General features: G+C 56.2%; 22 protein-coding genes. 13 read left to right on the forward strand and 9 right to left on the reverse strand.

Annotation, left to right across the window (positions count from 1 at the left end):
- Positions 1-226 precede the first annotated feature (226 nt).
- Together ACZA91_RS13615 and ACZA91_RS13620 are read right to left on the reverse strand one after the other, a co-directional pair.
- A complete protein-coding gene (locus ACZA91_RS13615) occupies positions 227-988 on the reverse strand; it encodes a phycobilisome rod-core linker polypeptide (RefSeq protein ID WP_190527633.1) in 762 nt (253 codons plus the stop codon).
- 468 nt (positions 989-1456) lie between these two features.
- Positions 1457-2074 carry a phycobiliprotein lyase gene (locus ACZA91_RS13620; protein ID WP_190355259.1) on the reverse strand — a complete coding sequence of 206 codons (618 nt, stop codon included), beginning with the start codon at positions 2072-2074 and terminating at the stop codon, positions 1457-1459.
- 305 nt (positions 2075-2379) lie between these two features.
- On the opposite strand from ACZA91_RS13620, the gene ACZA91_RS13625 reads away from it, so the two are divergent.
- Both ACZA91_RS13625 and ACZA91_RS13630 read left to right on the forward strand, forming a co-directional pair.
- Positions 2380-3420 carry a hypothetical protein gene (locus ACZA91_RS13625; RefSeq protein ID WP_463182757.1) on the forward strand — a complete coding sequence of 347 codons (1041 nt, stop codon included), beginning with the start codon at positions 2380-2382 and terminating at the stop codon, positions 3418-3420.
- A gap of 148 nt (positions 3421-3568) precedes the next feature.
- Positions 3569-4957, forward strand: a complete 1389-nt coding sequence (locus ACZA91_RS13630; protein ID WP_463182760.1) for an LCP family protein — start codon at positions 3569-3571, stop codon at positions 4955-4957.
- 86 nt (positions 4958-5043) lie between these two features.
- On the opposite strand, the gene ACZA91_RS13635 is transcribed toward ACZA91_RS13630, so the two are convergent.
- Complete coding sequence (locus ACZA91_RS13635) at positions 5044-7008, reverse strand: DICT sensory domain-containing protein (protein ID WP_463186444.1); 1965 nt, start codon at positions 7006-7008, stop codon at positions 5044-5046.
- Between the two features lie 82 nt (positions 7009-7090).
- On the opposite strand from ACZA91_RS13635, the gene ACZA91_RS13640 reads away from it, so the two are divergent.
- The gene (locus ACZA91_RS13640; protein ID WP_255407529.1) at positions 7091-7216 is read left to right on the forward strand and encodes a hypothetical protein; all 126 of its coding nucleotides are present in this window, start codon (positions 7091-7093) and stop codon (positions 7214-7216) included.
- Positions 7217-7331: 115 nt separating this feature from the next.
- Here the strand turns inward: ACZA91_RS13640 and ACZA91_RS13645 are convergent, their stop codons facing one another.
- From ACZA91_RS13645 to ACZA91_RS13655, 3 genes are all read right to left on the reverse strand, one after another.
- Positions 7332-8207, reverse strand: coding sequence for a glycosyltransferase family 2 protein (locus tag ACZA91_RS13645; RefSeq protein WP_099532574.1), 876 nt, complete (start codon positions 8205-8207; stop codon positions 7332-7334).
- A gap of 366 nt (positions 8208-8573) precedes the next feature.
- The gene (locus ACZA91_RS13650; RefSeq protein ID WP_463182763.1) at positions 8574-9347 is read right to left on the reverse strand and encodes an HpsJ family protein; all 774 of its coding nucleotides are present in this window, start codon (positions 9345-9347) and stop codon (positions 8574-8576) included.
- A gap of 173 nt (positions 9348-9520) precedes the next feature.
- A complete protein-coding gene (locus ACZA91_RS13655; RefSeq protein ID WP_143472951.1) occupies positions 9521-10333 on the reverse strand; it encodes an HpsJ family protein in 813 nt (270 codons plus the stop codon).
- A 453-nt stretch (positions 10334-10786) separates the two neighbouring features.
- Here ACZA91_RS13655 and pgl point away from each other — a divergent pair, with 453 nt between their 5' ends.
- From pgl to argH, 8 genes are all read left to right on the forward strand, one after another.
- Positions 10787-11668 carry a 6-phosphogluconolactonase gene (pgl, locus tag ACZA91_RS13660; protein ID WP_099532496.1) on the forward strand — a complete coding sequence of 294 codons (882 nt, stop codon included), beginning with the start codon at positions 10787-10789 and terminating at the stop codon, positions 11666-11668.
- Between the two features lie 137 nt (positions 11669-11805).
- The gene (locus ACZA91_RS13665) at positions 11806-12552 is read left to right on the forward strand and encodes an FHA domain-containing protein (protein WP_463182767.1); all 747 of its coding nucleotides are present in this window, start codon (positions 11806-11808) and stop codon (positions 12550-12552) included.
- A gap of 133 nt (positions 12553-12685) precedes the next feature.
- Positions 12686-13063, forward strand: coding sequence for a single-stranded DNA-binding protein (locus tag ACZA91_RS13670; protein ID WP_099532498.1), 378 nt, complete (start codon positions 12686-12688; stop codon positions 13061-13063).
- Between the two features lie 578 nt (positions 13064-13641).
- Complete coding sequence (gene nusB, locus ACZA91_RS13675; RefSeq protein ID WP_190355305.1) at positions 13642-14280, forward strand: transcription antitermination factor NusB; 639 nt, start codon at positions 13642-13644, stop codon at positions 14278-14280.
- A gap of 75 nt (positions 14281-14355) precedes the next feature.
- The gene (ftsY, locus tag ACZA91_RS13680; RefSeq protein ID WP_463182769.1) at positions 14356-16095 is read left to right on the forward strand and encodes a signal recognition particle-docking protein FtsY; all 1740 of its coding nucleotides are present in this window, start codon (positions 14356-14358) and stop codon (positions 16093-16095) included.
- Between the two features lie 194 nt (positions 16096-16289).
- Complete coding sequence (locus ACZA91_RS13685) at positions 16290-17798, forward strand: PP2C family protein-serine/threonine phosphatase (RefSeq protein WP_190355255.1); 1509 nt, start codon at positions 16290-16292, stop codon at positions 17796-17798.
- 403 nt (positions 17799-18201) lie between these two features.
- A complete protein-coding gene (locus ACZA91_RS13690; protein ID WP_370567123.1) occupies positions 18202-18381 on the forward strand; it encodes a hypothetical protein in 180 nt (59 codons plus the stop codon).
- A gap of 145 nt (positions 18382-18526) precedes the next feature.
- Positions 18527-19942, forward strand: coding sequence for an argininosuccinate lyase (gene argH, locus ACZA91_RS13695; RefSeq protein WP_463182772.1), 1416 nt, complete (start codon positions 18527-18529; stop codon positions 19940-19942).
- Positions 19943-19975: 33 nt separating this feature from the next.
- Here the strand turns inward: argH and ACZA91_RS13700 are convergent, their stop codons facing one another.
- Both ACZA91_RS13700 and ACZA91_RS13705 read right to left on the reverse strand, forming a co-directional pair.
- A complete protein-coding gene (locus tag ACZA91_RS13700; RefSeq protein WP_190355253.1) occupies positions 19976-20449 on the reverse strand; it encodes a DUF4079 domain-containing protein in 474 nt (157 codons plus the stop codon).
- A gap of 298 nt (positions 20450-20747) precedes the next feature.
- On the reverse strand, positions 20748-21107 hold the full coding sequence (locus tag ACZA91_RS13705) for a DUF1830 domain-containing protein (RefSeq protein ID WP_190531969.1): 360 nt from the start codon (positions 21105-21107) through the stop codon (positions 20748-20750).
- Positions 21108-21788: 681 nt separating this feature from the next.
- Here ACZA91_RS13705 and ACZA91_RS13710 point away from each other — a divergent pair.
- The gene (locus ACZA91_RS13710) at positions 21789-23366 is read left to right on the forward strand and encodes a photosystem II high light acclimation radical SAM protein (protein WP_190527618.1); all 1578 of its coding nucleotides are present in this window, start codon (positions 21789-21791) and stop codon (positions 23364-23366) included.
- Between the two features lie 186 nt (positions 23367-23552).
- The gene (locus ACZA91_RS13715) at positions 23553-23933 is read left to right on the forward strand and encodes a hypothetical protein (RefSeq protein ID WP_463182776.1); all 381 of its coding nucleotides are present in this window, start codon (positions 23553-23555) and stop codon (positions 23931-23933) included.
- 136 nt (positions 23934-24069) lie between these two features.
- Here ACZA91_RS13715 and ACZA91_RS13720 read toward each other — a convergent pair whose 3' ends face one another.
- Complete coding sequence (locus tag ACZA91_RS13720; RefSeq protein WP_143472953.1) at positions 24070-24765, reverse strand: DUF3747 domain-containing protein; 696 nt, start codon at positions 24763-24765, stop codon at positions 24070-24072.
- Positions 24766-25108 lie beyond the last annotated feature (343 nt).

Consider the following 25108-nt stretch of genomic DNA (forward strand, 5'->3'; position numbering starts at 1 on the left):
GCGATCACTGATGCGATCGCATCAGCAATTGAGTTGCAGTTACTGAGTCTCGATTGCTGAGATGTTGAGGCAAACGCAAAAACAGAGGGCCGGGAATTATCCCGGCCCTCTGTTGCATTGTGGTGAGTTGTTGAGCTTCGTCCTGCAAAATCCAGGAACCGAGCAATGACTAGGGGCCCCAAGACCCTGGCAGTCATCGCCCGATCGCCCCACCTAGCACTTGCGATTAGCGCTTGCGATAGGGCACAGCGGTAGCGATGTTGATGTTGGCCAACGGCGTGCGGGGCACCACCGGCAGCGAGGGAGTCACCGAACGAGCCATGCCGAGGAACCCAGCGGGGCTGCCAGCGCCAACCTTCTTCTCTTGGGGAGTGAAGCGACGCACCGAGTTTTGCCACACCACTTGCGGGAAGCCCAGTTGGCTGCGGTGGTAAGCCTCGTAGCGAGGAGTCTTCAGGTTGAAGGGGGTTTCGCCTCCGGTGCGCTGGGGCAGCACACGACGAAGCTGGTAAGGAACCGTGTTGTCGCCAAAGTTAGCGGCGTATTCTTCGCTATCCACCAGTGCATCGATGAAACCTTGCAGGCCCTTGGTGGGCAGCAGGATCGACCAAGCAATCTTTTCCCGCTCGCTGTACACGTCGCGGCCCAAAATCCGCTGGACGCAGATTTCCACGAAGCGGTAGTTGCTGTTGGTGTCCAGGTTCAGGCGGCGGAAGCTATCCGACGTGGCCAAGCCCCGGATGAAATCCTTAACGGTGATTTGACCGTAGCGGAGTTGCGATTCCAGGAAGGTTTGGCGGTTGTTAGCGATGTTTTGGTGCTCGCTGAAGACCTGGCGATAGGCCGCCCAGATCAGCTCGTCCATGTCACCGCCAGAGAAGACGTTTTCGATTGCGTAAATTTTCGGTTGCTCTTCACTGCCCACTTCGTAACCAGCCACACGTTGGTTTTGCGAAGAAGGGGAGAAGCTCAATACAGGAATAGCCACGTCAGAATCTCCGTAGTCTCGGTAGTCTCAAAAAGTCACGGGCTTTGTTAACGTGCGCTTGTTAAAGGCACATCGGCTGGCAGGAACCAACAAGGTGACGCTGCCAAATTTGCCATTTTTCAGGTTACGAGATTGCCGCGAGGGCAAGCACGGTTCCTGAAAAACGCTTAATAAAGCTTGACATGCACGGGGAGCCGCGCATGGTTCGCTGTGGGAATGGTGCGATCGCGCCTGTGTTGGCCGGATGGGGCCAGGCGTTGATCGCCCGGTCAGCAGAAGCGCCGAAGCACTCCACTGTTTAAAAGCATTGCTAGCTATCGCAAATTGTACCAAAGCGTTTCGCGTCGCTGGTGGTTCTTCACGAACCAAGTCGGATTCTGAGGAATTTGGCGGGCGATCGCCCCTCGATGGCCAACCCGGGATTTGCTAACCCGATCGTGGCCCACTCAGGCATTACCAACCCAGGCATTACCAACCCAGGGCCGAGATTGCCTGCTCCCGATCGCCCCCGGCCGCCACCGCCGATTGATCACAACCCACCCGCACTTCCGTGCAGAACGTGGCCGTGTTGAAACCGCCAAACCGCTTCAGCACACTGGTGCGCATCCGTAAATCCGGATTGGGAAACCAAAAACGCTCCACGGAACTCATGGTTTCGTATTCCGTGGTTAAAACCATGCCCCCTTCCTCGTCCAGGTGATATTCACCGGCGACGGGAGCCGTTTCCGCATAACCCCGTTCCCGCAGCAGCTTGCCCCGGCGATCGTCCGTGGCATCCGGCACAATCACCATCACCGTTTGTCCCTCGTGGTTGTCTTCTTCGGAAGCATCCCAGGCCATCAAGCTTTTCCAGGTCACCAGGGCCCCACCGGCCGCGGCGGCAGGGTCAATGTCATACATCTGGCAAATTTCGGCCAAACGCGGATCGGTGACCTCTAGCATTTCCACCTGAATTTCCGATTCGCCCACTTCGGCCCGCCGAAAGGCCAGGTGGTGGGTGACCCGCTGGGATTGCCATTGGCCGGCGCTTTGGCGGAAATAGTCGAGGGCGCTGGTGAGCTGAGGTGCGGTGCTGGTGGCGGTCATAGGATTGGTTTGCAAAGGTTAATTAACAGGTTGAGACCGGTTTGAAGTCGCTTGGGCAGCGGGCCAAAGTGGGATTCTTGAAGACGCGAAAGCGCGGTGGCAGAATTTCGGGTAAATGAATCGGCTAGCGAATGGGCTGATGAATGGTTTGATTAATCGTTAATTTTGAAACAGGTGGCGACCAGCAGGAAACCCCACTTTGGATTTTGCCGGAAATCTTGGGCTGAATCTCGGGATGATTGTCCGAATGGTTTTCTGAATCAACGGACGAATTTGGAATCAAGTTGGACAGTTGGTGAAAGACCATGCCCGATCGCCCCGTTGCTCGATCGACCCATGCCGTTGCTCCGGAAGGCTTGCCCATTCACTACCAACCGGCAACCCGATCGCGCCGGTTTTGGTGGGGAGCGGCCTTGGGGGCGATCGCCCTTCACGGGTTAGCCCTCTGGAGTGTGGGGCGATCGGGGGCCCAAGCGGGGCCGACGGCGGGGCCCTTGCCGGTGGTGCGGGTGACCTTGCCAGCGGCCGGTGGCTCGGCAACTTCAACGGGGCCGATCGCTCCCAACAATCCCGCCAACCCCGTTCCAGCTAATCCCGCGAGTGCTGTGGCGGCTAATCCGGCTGCTTCCGGTGCTCCTCCGGCAAGTTCCGCTGCGGGGCAACCGTTGCGGCCGTTGGCTCCCTTGCGGCAAGTGGATCCGGGTCAACTGCAAGGCTCGGGGGCCGCCAGCCAACCCCGCTGGCCCGGCGAGCCGACTGGTGTGGCCCCGATTCCCGATCGGCCCTTCAACCCCGACCCGATCGATCCGAACATGCCCCCGGACTATGCCGCTCCCGGTTGGCAAAATGCGCCTCCAAATCGCCCGATCGCCCCGAATCCTGCTCCCAATGGCACGGGGCCGAATCCCAATCGCCCGCCCGCTCCCAATGCCGGGAATTCTGGCGGCCCAAGCACCAACCCCAATCCAGGCCAGGGGGGAAACCAAGCATTCGGCCTGGCGATTGTTGGGTTAGAACTAACCACACCGGGAGATGGCAGCCCGATCGTCCAAGCGGCCGACCTGAGCCGCCTGCCCCAGTTGCAATCCGCGCCGCCGAGTTTGAACTTGCGAGACTATCCAGAGTTAGCCAATTGGGCCGATCGAGCGGTGGATTTACGGTTAGCCGTAATGGCCGATGGCTCCGTTGGCTTTGCGGGATTGCTGACCCCGGGTTTAAGTGCGACAACCCAACAGGCCCTCGAAGCCCGCGCTGCCCAACTGCGATTTTTGCCGGCCCTCACTGCCACAGGTCAGCCGATCGCCATCTATTTACGGCTTACAATGCGCTTGTCGCCCAAAGCGTGAGCGTGATCGGCTAGAAAACTCATCCAAAGAGCAGGAAAAAGAACCAGAAATCACATTTTCTTATTAGTCCCAAATCCTAAATCTCAAATCTCAAATCCCAAATCCCATTTCGTAAATTTCAATTCGTAATTAGGGTCCAAGGTCAGCGTTGAGTCAGTTTTCTCCCTTTTCCTCCCCCACGGATCAACCGGTTCAGCCGCCCGCCACTCCCTATCCCGATCGGTTGGGGCGGTGGATGGCTGCCGATTGGCAACAGCCGCGATCGGGCTGGTTGGCCCGCTTGCTGTTTTGGGGCATGGCCGGCGTGGCGATCGGCACGATTTCAGCCACCTTGGGAGCCGCCGCCGCCCTGTTCATGCCCCTGGATCCGGCCGTGATACCCCTCATGCGCCACGAAACCCTAGAGCACCTGTGGCGCAGCGGGTTGCAATATCGCCTCCTGCAACCGCTCACCATTTTGGTTTTGGGGGTGGAGCCTTCGCCCGGAATTCCTCTGGGTGCGCCGGAAGCCTTGAATGGTCATGCGGATGCCATTTGGCTGGCCCGATTTGATCCCACCGATGACACTGTGACGGTGATGTCGTTGCCTCGGGATACGCGGGTGGTGTTTCCCAGCGGAGCCGTGGGTGCATTGCACGAAGCGGACAGCATCGGCGGTACGGCCCTGGTGCAGCAGTCCGTGAGCAACACCCTGGGCGGGTTGCGGATCGATCGCACCGTGCGGTTGAACCCCGAAGGCTTGCGAGAATTGGTCGATCTGCTGGGTGGGGTGGAACTGTCTGTGCCCCAGGCGATGCGCTACCGCGATCGGGTGGGACAGCTCAAAATTCAACTGGATAGCGGTTGGCAAAGCTTGGATGGCAGTGCTGCGGAACAATTCGCCCGCTACCGAGTGGATAGTGCTTGGGGCGAACTTGATCGGGTGCAGCGGTTGCAATTGCTGTTACGGGCCCTGCGCGATCGGGCCCTCAGCCCCAGTGTGTTGCCCCAATTGCCCCAAATTGCCCAACGGGTTCACAAATACCTGCGCACGGATCTGGCGCGCCCGGAGGTGCTGGCCCTCGTTCACCTGTTGATTCAGCAGGAACCGGAGCAGGTGCGTCTGTTGCTGTTGCCGGGTCAGATGGATGCCAGCAACTTTTGGAACCCCGATCCCAAGGCCGTTGCCCGCCTGTTGGAAAGCTACTTTCCGCCCGATCGACCCGGCGTTGGTCGGCGCACCAAACTCCTCAGCGCCAGCGCCCGCGATCAATATGGCCAAACCTTCAGCCGCATTTCCGTGCAAAATGCCAGCGGCGATCCAGCCCGATCGGCGGCCGCGATCGCCCAATTGCGGCGGGCGGGGTTCCAGCAAGTGCGAGCGATCGATGCTTGGCCCCAAGTGCAACGGGATACCCAAATCATTGTCCAGGGCGGCGATTTGGATCTGGCTGAGTTGGTGCAACGGCGGCTAGGCTACGGTTCCTTGGATCGATCGGCGACAGGCGATTTAGGTTCCGATATTACGGTGCGCCTGGGCAGTGATGCCGCGCCCTAAGGTTGGATGAAATGGCTCAAAATTTTGATCGCCTAAAATAATATTACTTAAGTTCTATATTTACAAGAACTTAAGAGTCCAAAGGTTTAACCGATCAAGTCGCTGAGGGAACTGGGTCGATCGCCCTCAAAAACCGGGATTGTGAAGTGGAATTGGCTGCCGCGATCTTTGCCGTCTGACTCGGCCCAAATTTGCCCGCCCAGACCGAGGATAATTTGCCGACAGATCGCCAAACCCAGGCCGGTTCCGCCCACGGTGCGCCGGAGGGAGCCTTCCTCTTGATAGAACCGATCGAACACGGTTTCCAGGCGGTTGGGTTCAATGCCGCGCCCCGTGTCCGTGATCACCACCTCGATCGCCCCGTCCGGGGTGGGGCCCGCTTCAATGGTCACGGCTCCTTCAGGCTGGGTGAACTTACAGGCATTGTCCAGCAGCTTGGACAGCACTTCCACCAACCATTCCCCATCGGCCCGCACGGGGGGCAACGCTTCAGACACTTGCGAGGCAATGCGGGGCAGTCGATCGCGGGGCACGCGGGCCCGAACACTGCTGAGGGCCAGTTCCACACATTCCGTGAGCGGCAAGGCTTCCAGGTTCCAATTAACGCGCCCGCTTTCCAGGTGAGACAAGGTGAGAAAATCCTGCACCAGCACGCGCATTCGCTCCGCATCGCCCAAGGCCGTATCCAACATCACCTGGCGCAATTCCAGGGGCATATCCGGTTCCGAGGCCAAGCTTTCAAGGCAAACCTGGATCGTGGAAAGGGGCGTGCGCAGTTCGTGGCCGGTGATCGCAATCAGGTTGCTACGGGTGCGATCGAGCGCTTCCAGTTGCTGATTGAGATCTTCAAGATCGGCGTAGGTTTGGGCCTGCATCAGGGCCGCACCCAACTGAGTGGCAACCGCATCCATCAACCCCGTTTCATCGGCAGACCAAAGGCGCGGCAAACTTCCGCAGTGATGCAGCTCGATCGCCCCCAACAGTTTGTCCCGATAGCACACGGGCACGATCGACCAGGAGGCGATCGCATACTGTTCCGCGATCGCCTGCACCAAGCCCGGTTGGGGTTCCTCATTCAGATCCAGAACGCAAACTCCGCCATGGTTCTGAAGGGCCGATTGAAAACAGTCCTGACTGATCAGCGGCCAGGATTGTCCCAACAGGGAGGGCACAGTGGCTCCCAACATTTCATACTGCACCGTGGCCGTAGCATCTCCGTCCTTGCAGCGGTAAGCAATGCAGCGACAGGAGCGGAGAGCTTGGCCCAATTGGCGCACGGCCACCCCCATCACCTCTGAAGGATCCAAAGATTGGCGGATGGCTGAGGTGATCAGGTTAATTAACCGCTCCTTGCGCTCTTGGGTGGAAATGGAGCGATAGGCTTTCAGAAGCTTGTATTGCCCCGCTTGCAGATAGGTAACGAGCCGGTGGGCAAAGGGTTCCGGGTCAATTTCGGGCAGGGTGGGGCCGCCACCTTCGGAAAACTCGGCCAGGGTGCGATCGATCTTGTCACCCAACTCGGGGCGATAGGTGCGAATTCGCTCCAACAAGAGGCTGGCGGCTACTTGGGTGGCCTGTCGATCGAACGTCCAGACCCCCTCAAACCGCCGCACCCGATCATCCGCGCCAAAGCTGCCGGCCCGATCGGCCTGGGACTCACCGCCCTGGCGCTCCGCACAGATCAAACAGGCCGCGTACCGATCGCCCAACACCACCAAGTGCCACTCGTTAGCCAACGCATCGGTGGGTTCAAAGGCCACCGTTTCGTATTCCCCCGAAGCACTGCGAAACTCCGCCTCCGGAGCTGAGAGCACATAGACCCGATCGCTCTGGTGCGCAATCCGATGGTAGCGGCGGGCTTCCTGACGATAGAACCGTTCTCGCTGAAAGCTGGCAATCACTAAGGGGCGATCGCCCGGCCCCGCCAACACCAAATCCTCGATCGCGTGGGAAAGGGCCGTCAGGGATGCTTTGAAATAGCTTTGGGTGCGCAGTTGCGGCAATTGGCCCAACAGCAGATCCAGAATTGACGCGGTTTTGACCCCAGCCAACCGCTGAGGCCCACCCGCCCGCTTCGAGGATCTGGAACGGCGGGCACGATTGATTGAAGAACCCACAGGAGGAGCGCCTTCCATGCGATCCGTTTCAGACATTGCTTTAGGACTTGGGCAGGGGCAAGGGGGCCGCAACCGCCGTTTCACCATTCTGCCATTGCCCGAGCGCCGGATTCGTGATTTTTGGGAATTTGCCGGGAATTGAATCGGGCATCAGTTTGGTGCTGATCCAGGCGATCGACCCCGAGTCTGCTGCTGGGCGATCGGCTGCTGACAGGCCGGCTGCTCACAGGCTGGCCGCTGAGAGCCGTTGACTAACCCTATTTTTTGCGTAATTTCTTGCCTAGGCGCGGGGTCGATCGGGATGTGGTTGTGCCATAGCGCATCTCCCAAGCCTTCAGCACAATCAGGTACTCGTAAAAGCTCTGGAGCACACACCAGGCAAATCCCCCGCGTCCATCCAAACAGCCCCCCAGCACAAAATACATATACACAAATCGCACCAGGGGGCGACAGGGCAACCGCAGGGACAAATTCTTGAGGGCCCGCCGCCTTGCCACCTCCGTTTTACCGAAAAATAAGTCGCGCCAAGACACGTTGCCCCGCGTCAGTTGGGCCAAGGTTTCCTGGGCCTCATCGGTGGAGTAGCGGTTGTGCTTATCCAGCCAGCGGCTCAGGCCCTTGCTGCAAGTGAAGTGGGGATAGGTTTCTTCTAAAAAACCCGTGGTTCCTTGCACCACCTCCCGCTCCGTGTGGCCGTAGTCATCAAACCGGACGGCATCTTTCCGAAAAAGTCGCAGTTGGTAGCGGGGATATTGGGTGCTGCGGCGAATCCATTGCCCCATGAACATCACCCGCTCGGCCACGTAGTAGGCCTCATGGTGGGCCCGTTGGATGGTTTGGCAACATTCCTGAAAGAGTTCAGGGGTCATCCGTTCGTCGGCTTCCAGGATGTAAACCCAGTCATGCCGCGTGGGAATGTGATCGAGCATCCAGGTGCGCTGTTTGCCGTGGCTTTCAAAGGCATGTTGCACCAACCGCACGGGCGATCGCTGGGCGTAGTCTTGCACGATTTCCACGGTGCGATCGGTGCTGAGGGAGTCAACGACGATGATGTCGTCGGACAGCAATGCAGACTCGATGCAATCTGCAATATCGATTTCTTCGTTGTGGGTGAGGATATAGATCGAAAACATGGTGATTTGAATCGGTGGGCGATCGAGCGGTGATGGCCGATCGAGTCGATGCACCGTTAATTCCGTTATGACTTTCCCAACAATTGCTGTAATTCGCTAACGAGTACTGCAATCAGGATGCTTCCTGTTATGGCGTGGCGAAGTCGGCTTTGTCTGTAAGTTGGTCTGTAAGTGGGGTGGATCATGATCAGGCTGGCCGCTTTTGGAAGATTGATCGCGACTTGAACACCGCGATCAATCTCCAATCCACTCTCTCCAATTCAAAATCAACCTGAACTGAATTCAAACTGAATCCAATGAGCGAGGCGAGTCAGTTGGTTAAGCCGGTCAGTTAAGCCAGTCAGTTAAGCCAGTCCAAAGATTGCCCTAGCTGGCTCGGCTGGCCGGACGTGTGCGGGAGCCGCGTTTCGTGTAGCCCATCCAGCTCATGAACAAATAACCGACACCCAAAACCAGGCTGCTGAGACCTGTGCGGAGGGTGGTTTTCATGGAGCCGGTTTTGGTGCGCTGCACAAGCTCGGTCTTCCGCTTGTCAATCTCCTGTTGCCGTTCTTGCTTGAATTGGTTGAATTGAGAATCCAAAACGGCCGGGTTCGATCGCGCCTGTTCCAGTTGCTGCACCACTTGCGGCGGCACTTGACCGCTCTTGATCAATCGATCGAGTTCTTGGGGATTTTTCAGCAGGGTTTTCAGCCGATCGCGGAATTGCTCCGCCGGTTCTCCTAGCTGATCCAGGGCGGCCTTGGCTTGGGCTTCGATGTTTTCCACTTCCTTGGCGCTGGCCTTGTTCACGCCGTTGATGTAAATCGGTGATAGCACCAGGAACAACACACCCAAGGCGCTCGACAAAATCAAAACCCAAAGCCGAGGATTCATCAGCGATGTTTTCTTGGCGGAGGGCAAGCCCGATCGGGAATTCATCCATAGCCCCGCAAACAGGAAGCAAATTCCAACCATGGGCACAATGCCACGGCCCACAATTTCAGAAATGGTGTTGAGCAACCATTGAGGATTTTGCAAATCCGGCGGGAAGATCAGAATTAAATAGTCCAGCAGCGAGGAAATGACCAACACGGTTCCAACCACAATGGCGATCAGGGCGGCCAAAGGGGGCGAGGGGCGTTTACCAGCTTTCGTCATAGTCTTAAACTCTCAAACTCTCGGGTTGCGCAGAACGTCTGGATCGGAATGGTCAAGAAGGGCCAAAAAGGGCCAAAACAAGGGTCAAAAGATTGAGGTTCGCATTGAAATATTGGGTCGAAATGTTAAGTCGAAACATTGAGTCGAAATATTGGGTCGAACCGAAGGCGAACTTAGGCCGATCGACGGCGGCGCGGGGCAGGACGACCACCCGATCCCCCCAGCCCTAACCAGGCGATCGCCAGGTAGGCCACCGATAGGGCAATGCCGCTGGTTCCTGTTTGCACGCCCAACCGCAGGGCCGTCGTTCTGGCGCGGGTTTCTAGCTCCTGCCGCCGCGATCGAATGCGGGCCAGCAATTGCAGGGGAAAATCATTCACCCGCTGGCGAATCACCGTTTCCAAGTCAGCCGGATTCGCCTTCAGCCGCCGCATGAACTCCTTCTGGCGTTCATCAAACTGCGGGCTGTTAATAAATTCATTAAACCGAGCATCGTCTTGCAGCAAAAACTGCATCTGCTCCCGAAAAACCTGTTGCTGGCGCTGCAAACTGTTTTTAAATTCGGGTGTATCAATTTGTTTTTCGGCTTCCCGCGATTGGCGGGTAATGGCGGCGAGGGTGGATTGGGCTTCGGCCCGCACAGACAGCAGGTGCGTGGGGGCCATCACCAAAAACAACAGTCCCATCAGCGCTGAAAATGCCAGGGTCGCAACACCCACACCCCTACGCCAAGACCGGCTGACACCGGATTTGATTTCAATCCAGAAGCCCCAAAACAGGAGGCTGACACCCATGGCTGGCACGATGCCCCGATCGATCAATTGGCGGGTGGTGTCAATCACCCAGCCTCGGTTGGCAAAATCGAATGGAACGGCAACGGAAAGGAAATCAATTAATCCAAGGGCGATCGCCACTGCGCCCCCGATTTGCAGCACAACGGCCGCTATGGGGGCGGAAGTCTGGGAGGAATGTGTACTAGTCGTCATGGAGCGTCCTTAGGAAGCGCTGTTACAGAAGGGGATTACAAGAGCCGGCAGCCAAATCAGGAGGCGATCGAACCGGCTACCATTGCGCCAGGCCAACGGGCGATCGCAATGGGTTGCGAGCCACGATTGAGATCGAATGAGATCAAAAATTGCAGCCAAAGTTTTTGAGCCAAGGTCGGCCAAAGTTTGCGGCCAAAATTTGAAGTCAGCGTTTCATGGCTTTTCCCGTGCCCTATTGTTTCAGCAACTTAGGATAATCGCCCGCTGATTTCGATGAAATTTTACACTTCCAATTTTGGCTCCCAATTTTGGCTTCGAACTTTGGCAGATCTTAATTTTGGTGGATCTTGGGCGGGTCTTTCGATTAGCTGTTATTGAATTTCCGATCAATCGGTTAGGCTAGGGGAGTTGACCGGGCCGGGTGGCGGCTCGGGTCTTTAGCATTTTTCGATCATGACCTCAGCGTTCCCAGATCCTGCCAGTGGGGCAACGGATGCGGCTTCCGGGGCCGATGCCCGATCGGAGTCGGTGAATTCGTCTAGTCCATCATTCCCATTTCCTGCTGAATCGCTTCCGGCCCAACTGCCAACGGTGGAAATTTGGCCCGATCGCCCTGAGCTAATTGAGCGGGCTGTGGAAGTGGTTTTGAGTCAAATTGACCATGCCCTGAAGCGATCGGGCCGTTGCACCATGGCTCTGGCCGGCGGCAGCACCCCTAAGCCACTCTATGAACAGTTGGCGCAAGCGGATTTGGATTGGTCAAAGCTCTTTATCTTTTGGGGAGATGAGCGCTATGTGCCGCCCACCAGCCCAGACAGTAACCAGCGGATGGCCCGGGAGGCTTGGCTCGATCGGGTGCCCATTCCCGCCGTTAACTGTTGGCCCATGCCCACCGACGGAGCCAGCCCAGCGGAGGATGCGGCGCGGTATGAGGCTCAATTGCGGGCCTTGTTTTGCGACCAGTGGGGGCTAGAGGAAGACTTTCCCAGCCTGGATCTGGTGTTGCTGGGTTTGGGAGATGATGGACATACGGCTTCCTTGTTTCCCAACACCGCTGCCTTGGCCGTGCGCGATCGGTGGGTGACGGTGGGCAATCGGGGTGACGATCCCCGCATTACCCTGACCGTGCCGGTGTTGAACCAGGCAAGCTGTACGATTTTCTTGGTCTCGGGGGAAAGCAAGCAACCCGCGATCGCCCAGGTGTTTGCACCTTGTGACGATCCCACCTTGGCGGCTTTGCTAGACCAAACCTATCCAGCCCGATTGGTGCGCCCGGTGTCGGGGGAACTGTGGTGGCTGTTTGATCAATCGGCCGGAGAGCGACTGGAGTTCTAGGCGCTGGCTGATCGGTTCATCAGCGGTCAAGCCCGGTGGTCTGGAGTCCGAAATCATCCGAACTCGTCCGTAATTGACTGAACGACTGAATTTTGGTTCCTTTGCTCCTTTGCAAGCGCCCAGGCGCGATCGGCTCCATGGTTAATTGTCCTAATTGCAATCACGCCAACCCCGATGATGCAGTAACTTGTGAAGCCTGCTTCACGGCTCTTCCCACTCTGCAAAGCTGTCCCCGTTGCGGTGCGCCGGTTCTGAGTGATGCCAACTTCTGTGGGCAATGTGGTCACAATCTTCAGGCGGCTCCCTCGATCGCGCCCTTGCCGGCCCCCAGCCCCGTGGCGGCTCCGCCTCCCTTGCCAGCGCCGCCTGCGCACCCCGATAGTGACGAAGAGATCACCGATCTCACACAGCCGATCGGGGCATCGCTGTTTCCAGTCAGTCCCGAAATCGAGCCGATCGGGTCTTTGGGCGATCCCGCCGAGCCGCCCACGGCCTTGATGGGAGCCACCCCAGAAGCAGCGCCCATTCCGGGAGCCGTGACGCAATTGCAGCGGACGATCGCCCGATTGGTGCATGTTCATAGCGGCGCGGTTGTGATGCTGCCGGAGCAGATCAGTCTCATCCATTTGGGTAAACCCAACGATCGCGTACCGCCGGACATTGATGTTTCAGGATTTCCCCACGCGGAAGTGGTGTCTCGGATCCATGCGGACATTCGAGTGGAGGGCAATGCCCATTATTTGGAGGATACGGGCAGCGCTAATGGAACCTATGTCAACGGGTTGTTTTTGGCTCCGGGCAATCGGCATCGGCTGCGGCCGGGCGATCGCATTGCCTTAGGCAAGCATGATCTGGTGTCGTTTTGGTTCCAACTGGGCAGTTAAGCCTGCGATTAATCTTTTAATCTTTCTCGGTTGGCCCTACAAATTGCCTAGCATTTGCTGAGTATTCATCAGTATTCAGTTGAATTGGCTGTCGCAAGTTGCTTGAATGAAATGGCTGTAATCGGTAGTTACCATGAGCATCAATGTTGTCAATCTGGTGGGCCGCGCTGGCAGTGATCCCGATGTGCGCTATTTCGAGTCTGGATCGGTGAAATGTCGCTTGACCCTGGCGGTGAACCGCCCTTCACGCAATCGCGATGATGGGCCCGATTGGTTCAATTTGGAAATTTGGGGCAAAACCGCTGAGGTGGCCGCCAACTATGTGCGCAAGGGCAAGGAAATTGCAGTGCAAGGCAGCCTCAAAATTGATACCTGGACCGATCGCCAGTCTGGGGCCCAGCGGACTAGTCCCGTGGTGGTGGTGCGAGATTTGCAGCTTTTGGGTTCCAAGCGGGATGCCAGTGAAGGGGGCGGCAATGGTGGCGGCTATAGCGACTACGACGAATTTTGATCTGCAAGTTAGTTTCTGCCAATTGATTGGGAATCGACCTGTAATTGGTCTGGGATTGATCTGAAGCATTAGCCATAAGCAGCGGTTGGTTAACATGTAATTCGGCGCTGCGACTGCTGATTAAGAAGGCTGTTTGAAACTTCAAATCTGACTATCCAAAATCGATCCTTTACTAACTCCAACAGTCAAAAAAGACAAGGGGCTTAAGCCCCTTGCCCCTCACGATCGCCCAATCAGAACATCAAGATTGAAGGCAATTTAATGATGTGGTTTCGGCTCCCTTTCCTGAGGGCTGCTGGCCTTGGGTTTGACATCGCAAAAGACGTTGCCAGCGGCCCCTGAACAGGCGATCGAAACCAGCACTTGAAACCAGTGATCGGAACAACGCTAAAACCCGTTAGGGCGCGTGATCGCTTGGTGGGTGAGTTCCGTACCTTGTCGGCGGTTCCGACCGGTGCAACACTTGAGAGCAATTAGCCGCCCTTGATGGTGCTGGCCGCGTGACGGATCGCTGTGCGGCAAAGAGCGCTATCCTGGGCGATCGCGCTTCTTTCACCCTGCATTTTCCCTTCAACCCCATGCAAGCTCGCCGAATTGCCCGTGAACTGGCTCTCCTCAGCATTAGCCAGCTCCCCAATAAACCTGAAAAACTCCAAGACCGCGATCTAAAAGATCTGTTGCAAGCGGCCGTGCGTACCCTGATGGCTGAGGTGCGAGAAACCCTGGAGATGGCCAGCGCAGAATTGCAACGGGGCAATGAGCGTTTGCTCAAAACGGAACTGTTGCGGGAGGAAATTCGGGCCAGCGATGCTCAGCGATCGGTGGCCATGGTGAAGGAGGCGATCGAGTTTACTCAATCTGCAATCAATCGCTTGGGCATGGCCGTGGAACTGCCGGAAATGCTGCAAGCGGCGGGACAACTGAACGTGCAAGATTACGCTCTGGATTTGGTGACAAAGGTGGCTCGCTACCAGGCGGAGATTGACCAAACCTTGACGGACAGCATGGTGGATTGGCAATTAAGCCGATTGGCACGGATCGATCGGGATATTTTGCGCATGGCGATCGCAGAAATTTGTTATCTGAAAACGCCACCGCAAGTGGCGGTTAACGAAGCAGTGGAGCTGGCCAAGCGCTACAGTGAGGCCGACAGCTACCGATTCATTAACGGTGTGTTGCGCCGGGCGATCGACCAAATGAAGGCCACCCGTGCCTAGGGGCCGCGCTACTCTGTCTTTAACTTTTTGTTTCCTGGCTCCTTTGCCTTCCTGTCACTGCTAAGGTCGCGATCGATGGTTTTTAACTGGTTCCAACGTCAGTTTTCCCAAGAGAAGTTTTACGTTGAGTTTGACTCCGACAAGCCCACGGATGCCCAGCCCACGGAAACAGCCCCGGAAACGACCCCCACAGCTCCAGAAGGGGAAGCGGAACCCGACCCTGAGCCTCAGTCCGAGCCAGAACCGGAGCCGGTCGCGGTTGAGGCGCTGACGGTGGAGTTGACTCCGGAGCCAGAACCGGAACCGATCGCTGCTTTGGAACCGGAGCCAGAACCGGAGCCAGAGTCGATCGCCCCAGAGCCAGAAGTAACCGAACCAGAATTACCGGAACCAACCGAGCCAGAATCAACGCCGGAGCCGGAACCAATCGCCGCACCGGTTGCGCCCGTGGCCGCTCCCCCGTTGGTGGCTGAAGCGCCGGAACCCGCCCCAGAGCCGGAACCAGTGATAACGGCTCCTTCCAACGCGGATGAGTTGTTGCAGTGGGCCAAAGCGGCTTACCAAAACCTTCAGCAACCGCCAGTTGCCCCAGAGCCGGAACCGGAACCCGCTGAGCCAACGGAGCCGATCGCGGCAGCTAGCCCCACCCTTCTGGAGTCGGCTTCCTTGCTGGAGCGGGCCGAGGCCGATCGCGCGGAACGGCTGGAACGGGTCAAGGCTGAGGCGATTGTGGAACCGGAACCGGAGCCGGAACCCGTGGCCGAAGCGGAACCGGCAGCCCTGCCACCGGGGGCGATCGTTTTTGATGAAAACTTCCTGTGGTCGGCGGAAATTTTGGCGGCCCAGGGTCGTCGCCCGGAAGACATTTCCGCCGAGGAAATTGAGTGGCTCACTCGTTTGCGCCAAGGGCTAGACAAAACCCGCCGCGGCCTGGTGAATCAGCTTAAGTCCTTGGTTGGTCAGGGGCCGCTGAATGCGGATGCGGTTGAAGAAATCGAAGCCCTGCTGCTCCAGGCCGATGCGGGCGTGGAAGCGACGGATGCGATCATTGGCGCTTTGCAAGACAAGGTGCGCGAAGAAGCCCTGCCCCCCGAAGCGGCGATCGCCTATTTGAAACAGATCTTGCGGGATTTGCTCGATCGCCCCATCCGCGAGGCGGGCGCAGATACCTTGCCCCTATTGGCTCCCGAAAAAGGCAAGCTGAATATTTGGCTGATTGTGGGTGTGAATGGCGCAGGCAAAACCACCACGATCGGGAAGTTGGCCCGCCTGGGCAGCAAGTCCGGTTACCGTTGCCTGATTGCAGCGGGGGACACCTTCCGGGCCGCCGCCGTGGAGCAGGTGAAAGTTTGGGGCGATCGAGCCGGTGTGGAAACGATCGCCAACCCCGGCAAAAACACCGACCCCGCCGCCGTGGTTTTCGATGCGATTACCGCCGCCACTGCCCGCGAAACGGAATTGCTGTTGGTGGACACCGCTGGCCGTCTGCAAAACAAAAAGAATTTGATGGATGAGCTGGCTAAAATTCGCCGGATCATCGACAAGCAAGCCCCCGGCGCGATCGTGGAGTCGCTGTTGGTTTTGGATGCCACCCAAGGACAAAACGGCCTTCAGCAAGCTAAGGTCTTTGCAGAAGCCGCTAAACTGAGCGGCGTAGTCCTCACTAAACTCGACAGCACCGCTAAGGGGGGGATTGCCCTGGCGATCGCCCAGCAGCTCAATCTCCCCATTCGGTTCATTGGTGCGGGGGAAAGCATTGAAGCGCTGCGCCCCTTCTCTAGCTACGAATTTGTGGAGGCGCTGCTCAACGGTTAGGCGATGGTTAGTCAACGGTTAGTCCGTGGCAATCGGGGGGTGGGATTGACCAACAAAACCCAACACCCGATCGAACAGTCCTACTGACAAGCCCTCCCTGAATTCTGTTGTTTTGTTGGCAGTCCAGTGATTTGGCGCTACCATAGCTAACTCAAAACTGGGCGCTCTGGCACGATCGCTCATCGATCCTTGAAATGTCCGCTGCCCCTGCCCCTCACACCTCATCGCAACCTCCTGACCCGGCTGATCTGTTAGCGGCGGGCGACAATACCCCTGTCTTTGCCCTAAAGGAACTGGTTGCCCGCCTCAACCGCGAACAATACAAAGTCCAAGACCTGCTCAGCTCCCTGGGGTTTGCCCTCCGGAGCTTCAAAAATCTGAATCAGTTTCTGGAACTGATTCCCTTGATTGCCACCCGAGTTGCCGATGCGGACGGCGGGGCTTTGGTGCTGTTTCGGCCCAATGGGCAAGTACGCCTAGAACAGTTGCACTGTCAGGAGTTAGGGGATCACCGCTGTCAGGTGCGGCCCATCCGGCGGGCCCTGGAGTTGGCCACACGCAAGGTGACAGGGGTGCTGACGGCCAATGCCACCAAGGATCACAAGGTGGAATTTGATCCCGGCGCGATCGCCCTGTTGGATCAAACCGTGGCCGATTCCTTGGGAGCCGGTGTGCGGGTTTTTGGGGCATCCATTTTGGTGAACGAGGTGGAGCGGGGCCGGCTCTATGCCTTCTGTTGTGCGCCGGATTTTGCCTGGACTTCCAAGCGCCAAAAACTGGTGCGATTGGTGGCAGATCAAACGGCCGTGGCGATCGACAATGCCGACTTAACCGTCGAGCTGCGGAAAAAGGAACGGCTCGATCGGGAATTGGAAATTGGGGCCGAAATTCAACTGCGGTTGCTGCCGCGCCAATATCCCAAAATCCAAGGTGTTGATCTGGCGGCCCGTTGCGAAACGGCCGATCGGGTGGGTGGCGATTATTACGACTTCATCCCCGTTTGTCGCAATGGCTCCCCCAGCCTGGGTCGCAACGCTCAAACAAAACTCGGCGGCACGGAAACCACCCCCTGGAGCATCGCGATCGGGGATGTGATGGGCAAAGGCGTGCCCGCTGGCCTGATCATGACCATGACCCGGGGCATGTTGCGGGCTGAGGTGCTGAACGGCCATTCCCCCGCACGAATTTTGCACCATCTGAATCGGGTGATGTATGCGGACTTGGAAAATTCCCACCGGTTCGTCACCCTGTTTTATTCGGAATATGACCCGAAAACGCGGATTTTGTCCTACAGCAACGCGGCCCATAACCCACCGCTGCTTTGGCAATCGCGATCGGATCAAATCGTGGCTCTAGATACCGAAGGCATGTTGATTGGCCTAGATGCCAACAGTGAATTCAACGATGCCCAAATTCAGCTTTATCCGGGCGACACGATCATCTTTTTCACCGATGGCTTCACCGATGCGGCTGATCCCCGTGGCCAACGGTTTGAGGAAGATCGCCTGCGGGATGGGTTTTATTGGGCTTGCCACAACTACGACAACGCCCAAGGAATTCTGAATCACTTGTTCGATCGGGTGCAGGAGTTCATCGGCTCCGAAAATCGCAATTCCGACGACATGACCGGCATTGTTCTGCGCATTACCCAGGAGCCGCAACTGCCAGACTTACCGCGATCGACCGCCATGCAGCTAGCCTGAGGCAAGATTCAGGAATATTTTGGAGAGTTAATCAACTCTGCTGAAGAGCAGCGTTTGCTGAAGAGCAGCGAGTATTTCCCAGGCAGATTGCCCACTGGGTTTGCAGGTCAGGCTCCCCGGCCAGAACTCCTGACGATTGACCAAATCGGTTGAATTTTCTCGCAAACTGGTTACTGTGGAATCACTCAACCCGAGGGGGGTGCCCTGAAGGATCGTTGTCGCAGAGGTACTGATCATGCGTCATCCCATGGATTATGAAACGTCTTCCCAACCGCCCGTTAATTCCACTGGGCGACGGCGCTGGCTGCGGTTCGATCGACGATCGAGCTGGGTCAGTGTCTTGCTTTGGGCTGTGACTGGCTGCTTAGTGGTGTTCCTGCTGGGCAGCTTGGCCCAAGGAGCGATGGCCGGCGGCCCCAGCTTGGCCCATCCCACCCTTTTTGCGGCTCAGTTTGAAACTCCCGATTTCATGGGGCAAATCCAGCGATTTTGGTCTCATTTTGTGCAAACGGGGCAAATTTGGGCCCTGTTGATTGGTCTCGTGTTGGGATACATCATTCGCCAAGCCACCACCTACGGCTAAGGAAGATGGCGCTTCGATGGCGGGCAGCAAGCTTTGGATTGTCGTCGCAATAAGCACATTTCCTTAACGTTGGCATGGGATACTGATTGCCGTTCCTGATTGCCACTTTTGACTGTCGTGAGCGGCGGTCGATCCTTTGCCCACCATGAGCAATTCCAGCCAAACCCAAACCTGGAGTCAACGTTTTGAAAGCGCGTTGCATCCGGCGATCGCCCGTTTTAATGCCAGTATCGGGTTTGATATTGAACTAATTGAATATGACTTGACCGGTTCCCAGGCCCATGCCCGGATGTTGGGTCACCAGGGGATTATTGCCCCCGAGGAAGCCGAGCAAATTGTGGCGGGTTTAGAGCAAATTCGCCAGGAATATCGCGCCGGTCAGTTCAACCCGGGTGTGGAAGCGGAGGATGTCCACTTTGCGGTGGAACGACGGCTCACGGAACTGATTGGCGATGCGGGCAAAAAGCTGCACACGGCTCGATCGCGCAATGATCAGGTGGGAACCGATACGCGCCTGTATTTGCGAAACCAGATTGACCAAATTCGCCAGCAATTGCTTGATTTCCAAGGATCTCTGCTGACTTTGGCGGAAACCTATGTGGAAACGCCGATTCCGGGCTATACCCATCTGCAACGGGCCCAACCGGTGAGCCTCGCCCATCACCTGCTGGCCTATGTGGAAATGACGGCTCGCGACTGGGAACGGTTGGGCGAAATTCGCCGCCGCACCAATCTTTGCCCCTTGGGCAGCGGGGCCCTGGCGGGCACAACGTTCCCGATCAACCGCCACTACACCGCCCAACTGCTGGGGTTTGATCGCCCCTACGCCAACAGCCTCGATGGGGTGAGCGATCGGGACTTTGCCGTGGAGTTCCTCTGTGCCGCCAGCCTGATCATGGTTCACCTGTCACGCCTCTCTGAGGAAGTGATCCTCTGGTGTTCTGAAGAATTTGGGTTTGTGAAACTGGGCGACACCTGCTCCACCGGTTCCAGCATCATGCCCCAAAAGAAAAACCCTGACGTGCCGGAGTTGGTGCGTGGCAAAACCGGGCGCGTGTTTGGCCATCTCCAAGCCCTGTTGGTGCTGATGAAGGGCTTGCCCCTGGCTTACAACAAAGACCTGCAAGAGGATAAAGAAGCGCTCTTTGACACGGTGAAGACGGTTCAAGGCTGCTTGGAAGCCATGACCATTCTGTTCTCCGAAGGATTGAGCTTCCGCACGGCTCGGTTGGAAGCGGCCGTCAGCGAAGATTTCTCGAATGCGACAGATGTGGCTGATTACTTGGCCGCCAAGGGCGTACCCTTCCGGGAAGCTTACAACCTGGTTGGCAAGGTGGTGCGCACCTGTTTGGAGGCGGGCAAGCTGCTGAAGGATCTGACCCTCGAAGAATGGCAGGCGCTGCACCCGGCGTTTGAGGCCGATATCTATGGGGCGATCGCACCTCGGCAGGTGATTGCTGCCCGCAATAGCTTTGGGGGAACGGGGTTTGCGCAGGTGCGAGAGGCCTTGGCCGCCGCCCGCGATCGACATCAGACCGCGATCGCTGCTCCACAGGGTTAATCAAGGGTTCATTCATTAAGGGTTAATCAAGGGCTAGGGCAGGTATTTCTGCACCACAGTCCAACCGGTTCCCAATACCCACAGCAAGGCCAAGCACAAAACCAAATTAGTGCGCCAATGGAGCGATCGGGCCCAAGGGCGCTCGATCGCAATCCGACTCGCACTCCAAGCCGACAAGCCGACCAACCCCACCACGGTCAATCCCGCCAGCAGGTGGGGCGAGTGGCCCAAGCTGCCAAAATGCCCCAGCGTGCCGACAATTCCCACCCCCAGCAACAGCAACACCAACGCCACCAACCCAATGCCCAGGGTGATGTGCAGCGGGCGCAGCCAGCTTGGAAGGGTCGTTGCCATAGTCGTTGTCATAGCTAAGGCGCGATCGCTAGACCTTAAGCGATCGCGCCTCAACACCACTCCCGTCACACCCAGCAAACTATAGGCCGTCAGCGTCAGGCCCATTGACCATGCGGCAATTCGCCACAGCCACAAAAAATCCGGCAGGTTCAAATCAATTCGCTCAAGTTGCTCAAAACTGAAGTGACAAGATGAGATGGAGCACCCGATGAATTAACAATCAGTTAACAAAATGTCACAGCATTTCTTAACCATCGGAGATCCATAACAGCGCTTCCATCGAGCCTAACATCTACGCTGCCTGTCTCGCGCTGCTCATCTAGTGCCATGGCCTCAGAACTCAGCACCACCTTCAGCGTCGTATCCATCACACCCAGCCCAATCCGAGCTGTCCCCCCTGACCGCCTCATTACTCCTCTGGGCGGTCTTTGGACCAGCAACTAATGGGTCACTAGGCCCCAACCGAAACGGCCGGTTCCGGATCCGAACGGGTTTCGGTTTCCCGATTAACGGTTTCATTCGCACGCTCGGGCGAGTCAATTAGACTCTCCATGTCTTCCTCAAAAGACAATTCTGAACAGGGAATTCGATCAGAAAGAATTGAGCTAGCCATCATGCCCGTGTGAATTTCCAGTTGTGCTTCTGGCAGCGCTTCAAAAACCAAGCGTTGTCCCGGAAAAACCACCCGTTCAAAATACCAATTCGCAATGTTCGTGATCCGAGCAACTTGAATCTTGCTCGTGGCATTGACGTAGCAGCAAAGGAGCTTTTGCCGATCGTCATTGGGAATGGGATCGATAATTTGTGCCATGGTTGCAGGGATAGGAGCCAAGGGTAGATCAAGGGAATAGAACGATTTTGCTACGCTAACACCCCCTTTGCCGACAAGCTGTAAACCCGATTACCAACGAGCGGCTTTTCAATTTTCGAATCTTTAAGAAAATCTAACGAACATCAATTTTCCAAATCAAGATCCTGACAAGACTCGACCAAAGCTCGATTAAGGATCAACCAAATCTCAACTAAAACGGGTCTCAATTGAGCTGAAAGTGGCGGCTCAATAGCAATCTCCCACAACCCAAGCTCTATTGGGTACAGGTCTTGAAAAGAACCTAATTTTTCTGAAAAATTCAAATAAAATCTCCCTCAAACTTCCTTGAATTTCTTGTGAAGTTCTCTGCAAATTCTATGAATTTGATCAACTCTTACCAATTGGTTCAATTGCCAGTTGATCTATTCTTTCATGCTAGCTCAAGGCTCCCGAAATCGTGGGAGCTTGACGATTCAAGGTGTGGAATCGTCACCATTTGCTAACGGACAAGACCCACCCGCTACGATCTGGAGACTCCAGGGACGACTCTTGCGGGCCCAATTTTTGAAGAAAATTAGCCCGAAATGGTGGCTCGGGTGAAATCCGGCCAAGGTCTGATGCTATCGTTAACTTATATGAACAAGCCTTAATGATCCGTTGCGACAGTTAGGGAAGTGGATGATGGCCGATCGCATTTTGTACGTCCGACTGCCCTGTAACCCCATCTTCCCGATCGGGGTGGTTTATCTCGCTGACCACGTACACAAGCAGTTTCCCGCGATCGAGCAGCGGCTTTTTGACCTGGGAACCGTGCCGCCCTTGGACTTCAAAGCGGCCCTTGATGCGGAAATCGATGCCTTCCGGCCCACCCTGCTGGTTTTTTCCTGGCGCGACATTCAGATCTATGCACCCGTGGGCGGCCGTGGTGGCAATCCGCTGCAAAATGCCTTCGAGTTTTACTACGCCAAAAACCCCCTGATCAAGCTTCGGGGAGCCTTGGGTGGTTTGCGGGTCACCAGCGCCTACTATGCGGAACTTTGGCGCAATCAGGGCCTCATTCGGCGGGGATTGCGCCGGGCCCGACGCTACAATTCCAGCGCCCGGGCGGTGGTGGGCGGCGGAGCCGTCAGTGTGTTTTATGAACAGTTGCAGCGATCGCTTCCCAAGGGCACGATCGTCTCCGTTGGGGAAGGGGAAACCCTGCTGGAAAAACTGCTGCGAGGCGAGTCCTTAGACCAGGAACGCTGTTACATTGCCGGGGAAACGAAGCCCCGTGTGGGCCTGGTGCATGAACCACCTGCGCCCTTGGAAAAAACCGCCTGTAACTACGCCTACATTCAAACAATCTGGCCTGCCTTTAGCTACTATTTCCGTGATCGGGACTTTTATATTGGTGTGCAAACCAAGCGTGGTTGCCCCCATAACTGCTGCTATTGCGTCTATACCGTCATTGAGGGTAAGCAAGTTCGGATTAATCCGGCCGTTGAAGTGGTTGCAGAAATGCAGCAGCTTTATCAATTGGGTGTTCGCAACTTTTGGTTCACCGATGCCCAATTTATCCCGGCTCGGCGCTTCATTGAAGATGCCAAGGAATTGCTCAGAAATGTCCTGGCGGCCGGCATGACGGATATTCATTGGGCTGCCTATATTCGCGCCGATAACCTCGATCCAGAACTCTGTGATTTGATGGTGAAAACGGGCATGAACTATTTTGAAATTGGGATTACTAGCGGATCCCAAGAACTGGTGCGCAAAATGCGCATGGGCTATAACTTGCGTACGGTTCTGCAAAATTGTCGTGACCTAAAAGCGGCTGGTTTTGAGGATGTGGTTTCGGTTAATTACTCCTTCAATGTGATTGATGAAACCTATGAAACCATTCGCCAAACCATCGCCTATCATCGGGCCCTGGAGGAAGTTTTTGGGGCTGACAAGGTGGAGCCAGCAATTTTCTTCATTGGTTTGCAACCCCATACTCACCTGGAAGAATATGCCCTCAAGAAGGAAATTCTGAAACCCGGTTATGACCCCATGAGCCTGATGCCTTGGACGGCGCGGAAGCTGCTCTGGAATCCGGAACCGTTGGGGTCGTTTTTTGGGGAAGTGTGCCTGGAAGCTTGGCGCAGCAACAGCAATGATTTCGGCCGGGAAGTGATGCGAATTTTGGAGCGTCGGTTGGGCCGCAGCTCTTTGGAGGCTGCCCTTTCGGCCCCGATCGCCCCAAAAACCCAGAGCCGCGAGCTGATCAAAACGCCCTAGGAGCGTGGCTGCCTCAATTCGTTGGGTTAAATTACATGGCTGTTACCGTCACCTGATCGTTAAGCAACAAGATGCTCAAGCCCCTTGTTACCACGACTGGCTTCGCAACTTTGACCTAATGTATTAAGCCTGTCATGCCACTAGGGATGTTTGAGCGGTTGCTTTTTCACTTCACCCCCCCGAGCCATGGAGCCTTCAACCCCCGAGCCGATCGCCCTGCGTCCTTTGGCCCCCTATGAGGATCGGTTGCTGTCGGCGTTGGCTTTTTTCCGAACCCAACGCAGCCGCAACAATCAAGCTCATCACTGCTTGTCGATGTATTTGCGACAGTCGGAAGGGCGAATTATGGCCGAAGTGGGGTTCTATGCCCGGGCGATCGGTCACGATCCTGGGGCCTTGCTGGAACTGATTTACACCAATCCCGATCGGGCAGAATCCCTGATTGCGGAGTGGTCTGGGTCTCAAATTTCTCAGGTTTTTGAGCCTGAGTTGCCAACCCAATCGGAATCGGAAATCGGGTCATCGGAAATCGGGCGATCGGGAATCGAACCTGAGACCGCACCATAATTGCCCCATCAATTGCCCCATCGCGATCACCATTGAGGCGGACAAGAAGGCGATCGAAATTGACCGTGCAATTGGCAGCGAAATTGACAGCGATCGCCCATGAACAGGATTGAGCCTTATTGAGCCTTGCTTCAGTTCAATTGACCGCAGGCTGAGGCTTCTCGGGCGATCGCTCCGGGTTGTCCTTGGGGGTCACCGCCGAATCAAAAGAATCGTTGGTGAAGTAAACATGGCCCAAGGGGCGGCCTTGATAGGAGCGTTTGGTAAATCGCCATCCGGGAAAAAGTTGCAGCTTCAAAAATCCAGAAGTGAATCCTCGGGTGCTGGCAATGTCCATCACCGGGCCACCATTGGCACCGAAGGGCACTCCTTGCAACACCACTGAATTAAATCGACGGCTGAGACGGAGGGAATATTGCAGCCCTAAATCACGTTTGGCTACTCGCACAGAGAAGCCATTGCTATCAATGCTGCGTCCACAAATGCCTGTGAAATTGAAGTTAACCAGCAACGGATCAACCACTACGGGGTAGCTTCCACTTTCGGCCCAGCAAAGCCGCTGATTAGACACTTGCTCCAAAACCAAGAGCTTAAAAGAATCCGTACCGAGGGGCTGCGCAATCGCAATGAAGCGTGATTGATCAACTTCCTGTTGATCAAATGTAGTGGATTTAGGCGTGGCTGGGGTGGGTATTGCGGCCCATGATCCCATCGCTCCCATTGTTCCCAAACCAAGACCCAAAGCCAATGAGAGGATCCCTAGCCCAGGGTTGCTAAGGGAGTAGTTCCGAGAATTTGGAGCCATAGGATTGTCCTTGGATTGACCAATCATCAACGACCAGTGCAAGCAGTCATTAAGCAGAGTAGGGTTAGCCGGAATGCTCAGCGGGCGATCAGGAAAAGTGCAAACAAACGCTTAGAGATGGTCTTGGAGAATGCTGAAGAAGCTGGTTGCGATTGGATTCGTTCCGAGGGATGGCGATCAATGGCTCAAGAATGGCTAAATCAGGAGCAGCTCAACGGGCGATCAAGAAGTTACAGAGAAGGATAGGGACTATCGAAAAAGTTCCTATCCTCAATGTAATGTCCATCAAAAAGTAATGCCCATCAAAAATCAAACCGTAGCAATCAAGCAGTGGCAATCAAGTAGCAAAATCAAGCATGAGGCATCAAGA

Source organism: Limnothrix sp. CMB-01 (assembly GCF_055193175.1).

What these genes read in the sequence shown, in the direction of transcription:
- ACZA91_RS13645 (WP_099532574.1), bottom strand. Translation starts at nt 8,207, where the DNA reads ATGTTTTCGATCTATATCCTCACCCACAACGAAGAAATCGATATTGCA.
- ACZA91_RS13710 (WP_190527618.1), top strand. Translation starts at nt 21,789, where the DNA reads ATGGCCGATCGCATTTTGTACGTCCGACTGCCCTGTAACCCCATCTTC.
- pgl (WP_099532496.1), top strand. Translation starts at nt 10,787, where the DNA reads ATGACCTCAGCGTTCCCAGATCCTGCCAGTGGGGCAACGGATGCGGCT.
- ACZA91_RS13720 (WP_143472953.1), bottom strand. Translation starts at nt 24,765, where the DNA reads ATGATTGGTCAATCCAAGGACAATCCTATGGCTCCAAATTCTCGGAAC.
- ACZA91_RS13685 (WP_190355255.1), top strand. Translation starts at nt 16,290, where the DNA reads ATGTCCGCTGCCCCTGCCCCTCACACCTCATCGCAACCTCCTGACCCG.
- ACZA91_RS13670 (WP_099532498.1), top strand. Translation starts at nt 12,686, where the DNA reads ATGAGCATCAATGTTGTCAATCTGGTGGGCCGCGCTGGCAGTGATCCC.
- ftsY (WP_463182769.1), top strand. Translation starts at nt 14,356, where the DNA reads ATGGTTTTTAACTGGTTCCAACGTCAGTTTTCCCAAGAGAAGTTTTAC.
- ACZA91_RS13715 (WP_463182776.1), top strand. Translation starts at nt 23,553, where the DNA reads ATGGAGCCTTCAACCCCCGAGCCGATCGCCCTGCGTCCTTTGGCCCCC.
- ACZA91_RS13625 (WP_463182757.1), top strand. Translation starts at nt 2,380, where the DNA reads ATGCCCGATCGCCCCGTTGCTCGATCGACCCATGCCGTTGCTCCGGAA.
- ACZA91_RS13620 (WP_190355259.1), bottom strand. Translation starts at nt 2,074, where the DNA reads ATGACCGCCACCAGCACCGCACCTCAGCTCACCAGCGCCCTCGACTAT.
- ACZA91_RS13640 (WP_255407529.1), top strand. Translation starts at nt 7,091, where the DNA reads ATGCGATCCGTTTCAGACATTGCTTTAGGACTTGGGCAGGGGCAAGGG.
- ACZA91_RS13655 (WP_143472951.1), bottom strand. Translation starts at nt 10,333, where the DNA reads ATGACGACTAGTACACATTCCTCCCAGACTTCCGCCCCCATAGCGGCC.
- ACZA91_RS13650 (WP_463182763.1), bottom strand. Translation starts at nt 9,347, where the DNA reads ATGACGAAAGCTGGTAAACGCCCCTCGCCCCCTTTGGCCGCCCTGATC.
- ACZA91_RS13665 (WP_463182767.1), top strand. Translation starts at nt 11,806, where the DNA reads ATGGTTAATTGTCCTAATTGCAATCACGCCAACCCCGATGATGCAGTA.
- argH (WP_463182772.1), top strand. Translation starts at nt 18,527, where the DNA reads ATGAGCAATTCCAGCCAAACCCAAACCTGGAGTCAACGTTTTGAAAGC.
- ACZA91_RS13705 (WP_190531969.1), bottom strand. Translation starts at nt 21,107, where the DNA reads ATGGCACAAATTATCGATCCCATTCCCAATGACGATCGGCAAAAGCTC.
- nusB (WP_190355305.1), top strand. Translation starts at nt 13,642, where the DNA reads ATGCAAGCTCGCCGAATTGCCCGTGAACTGGCTCTCCTCAGCATTAGC.
- ACZA91_RS13690 (WP_370567123.1), top strand. Translation starts at nt 18,202, where the DNA reads ATGGCCGGCGGCCCCAGCTTGGCCCATCCCACCCTTTTTGCGGCTCAG.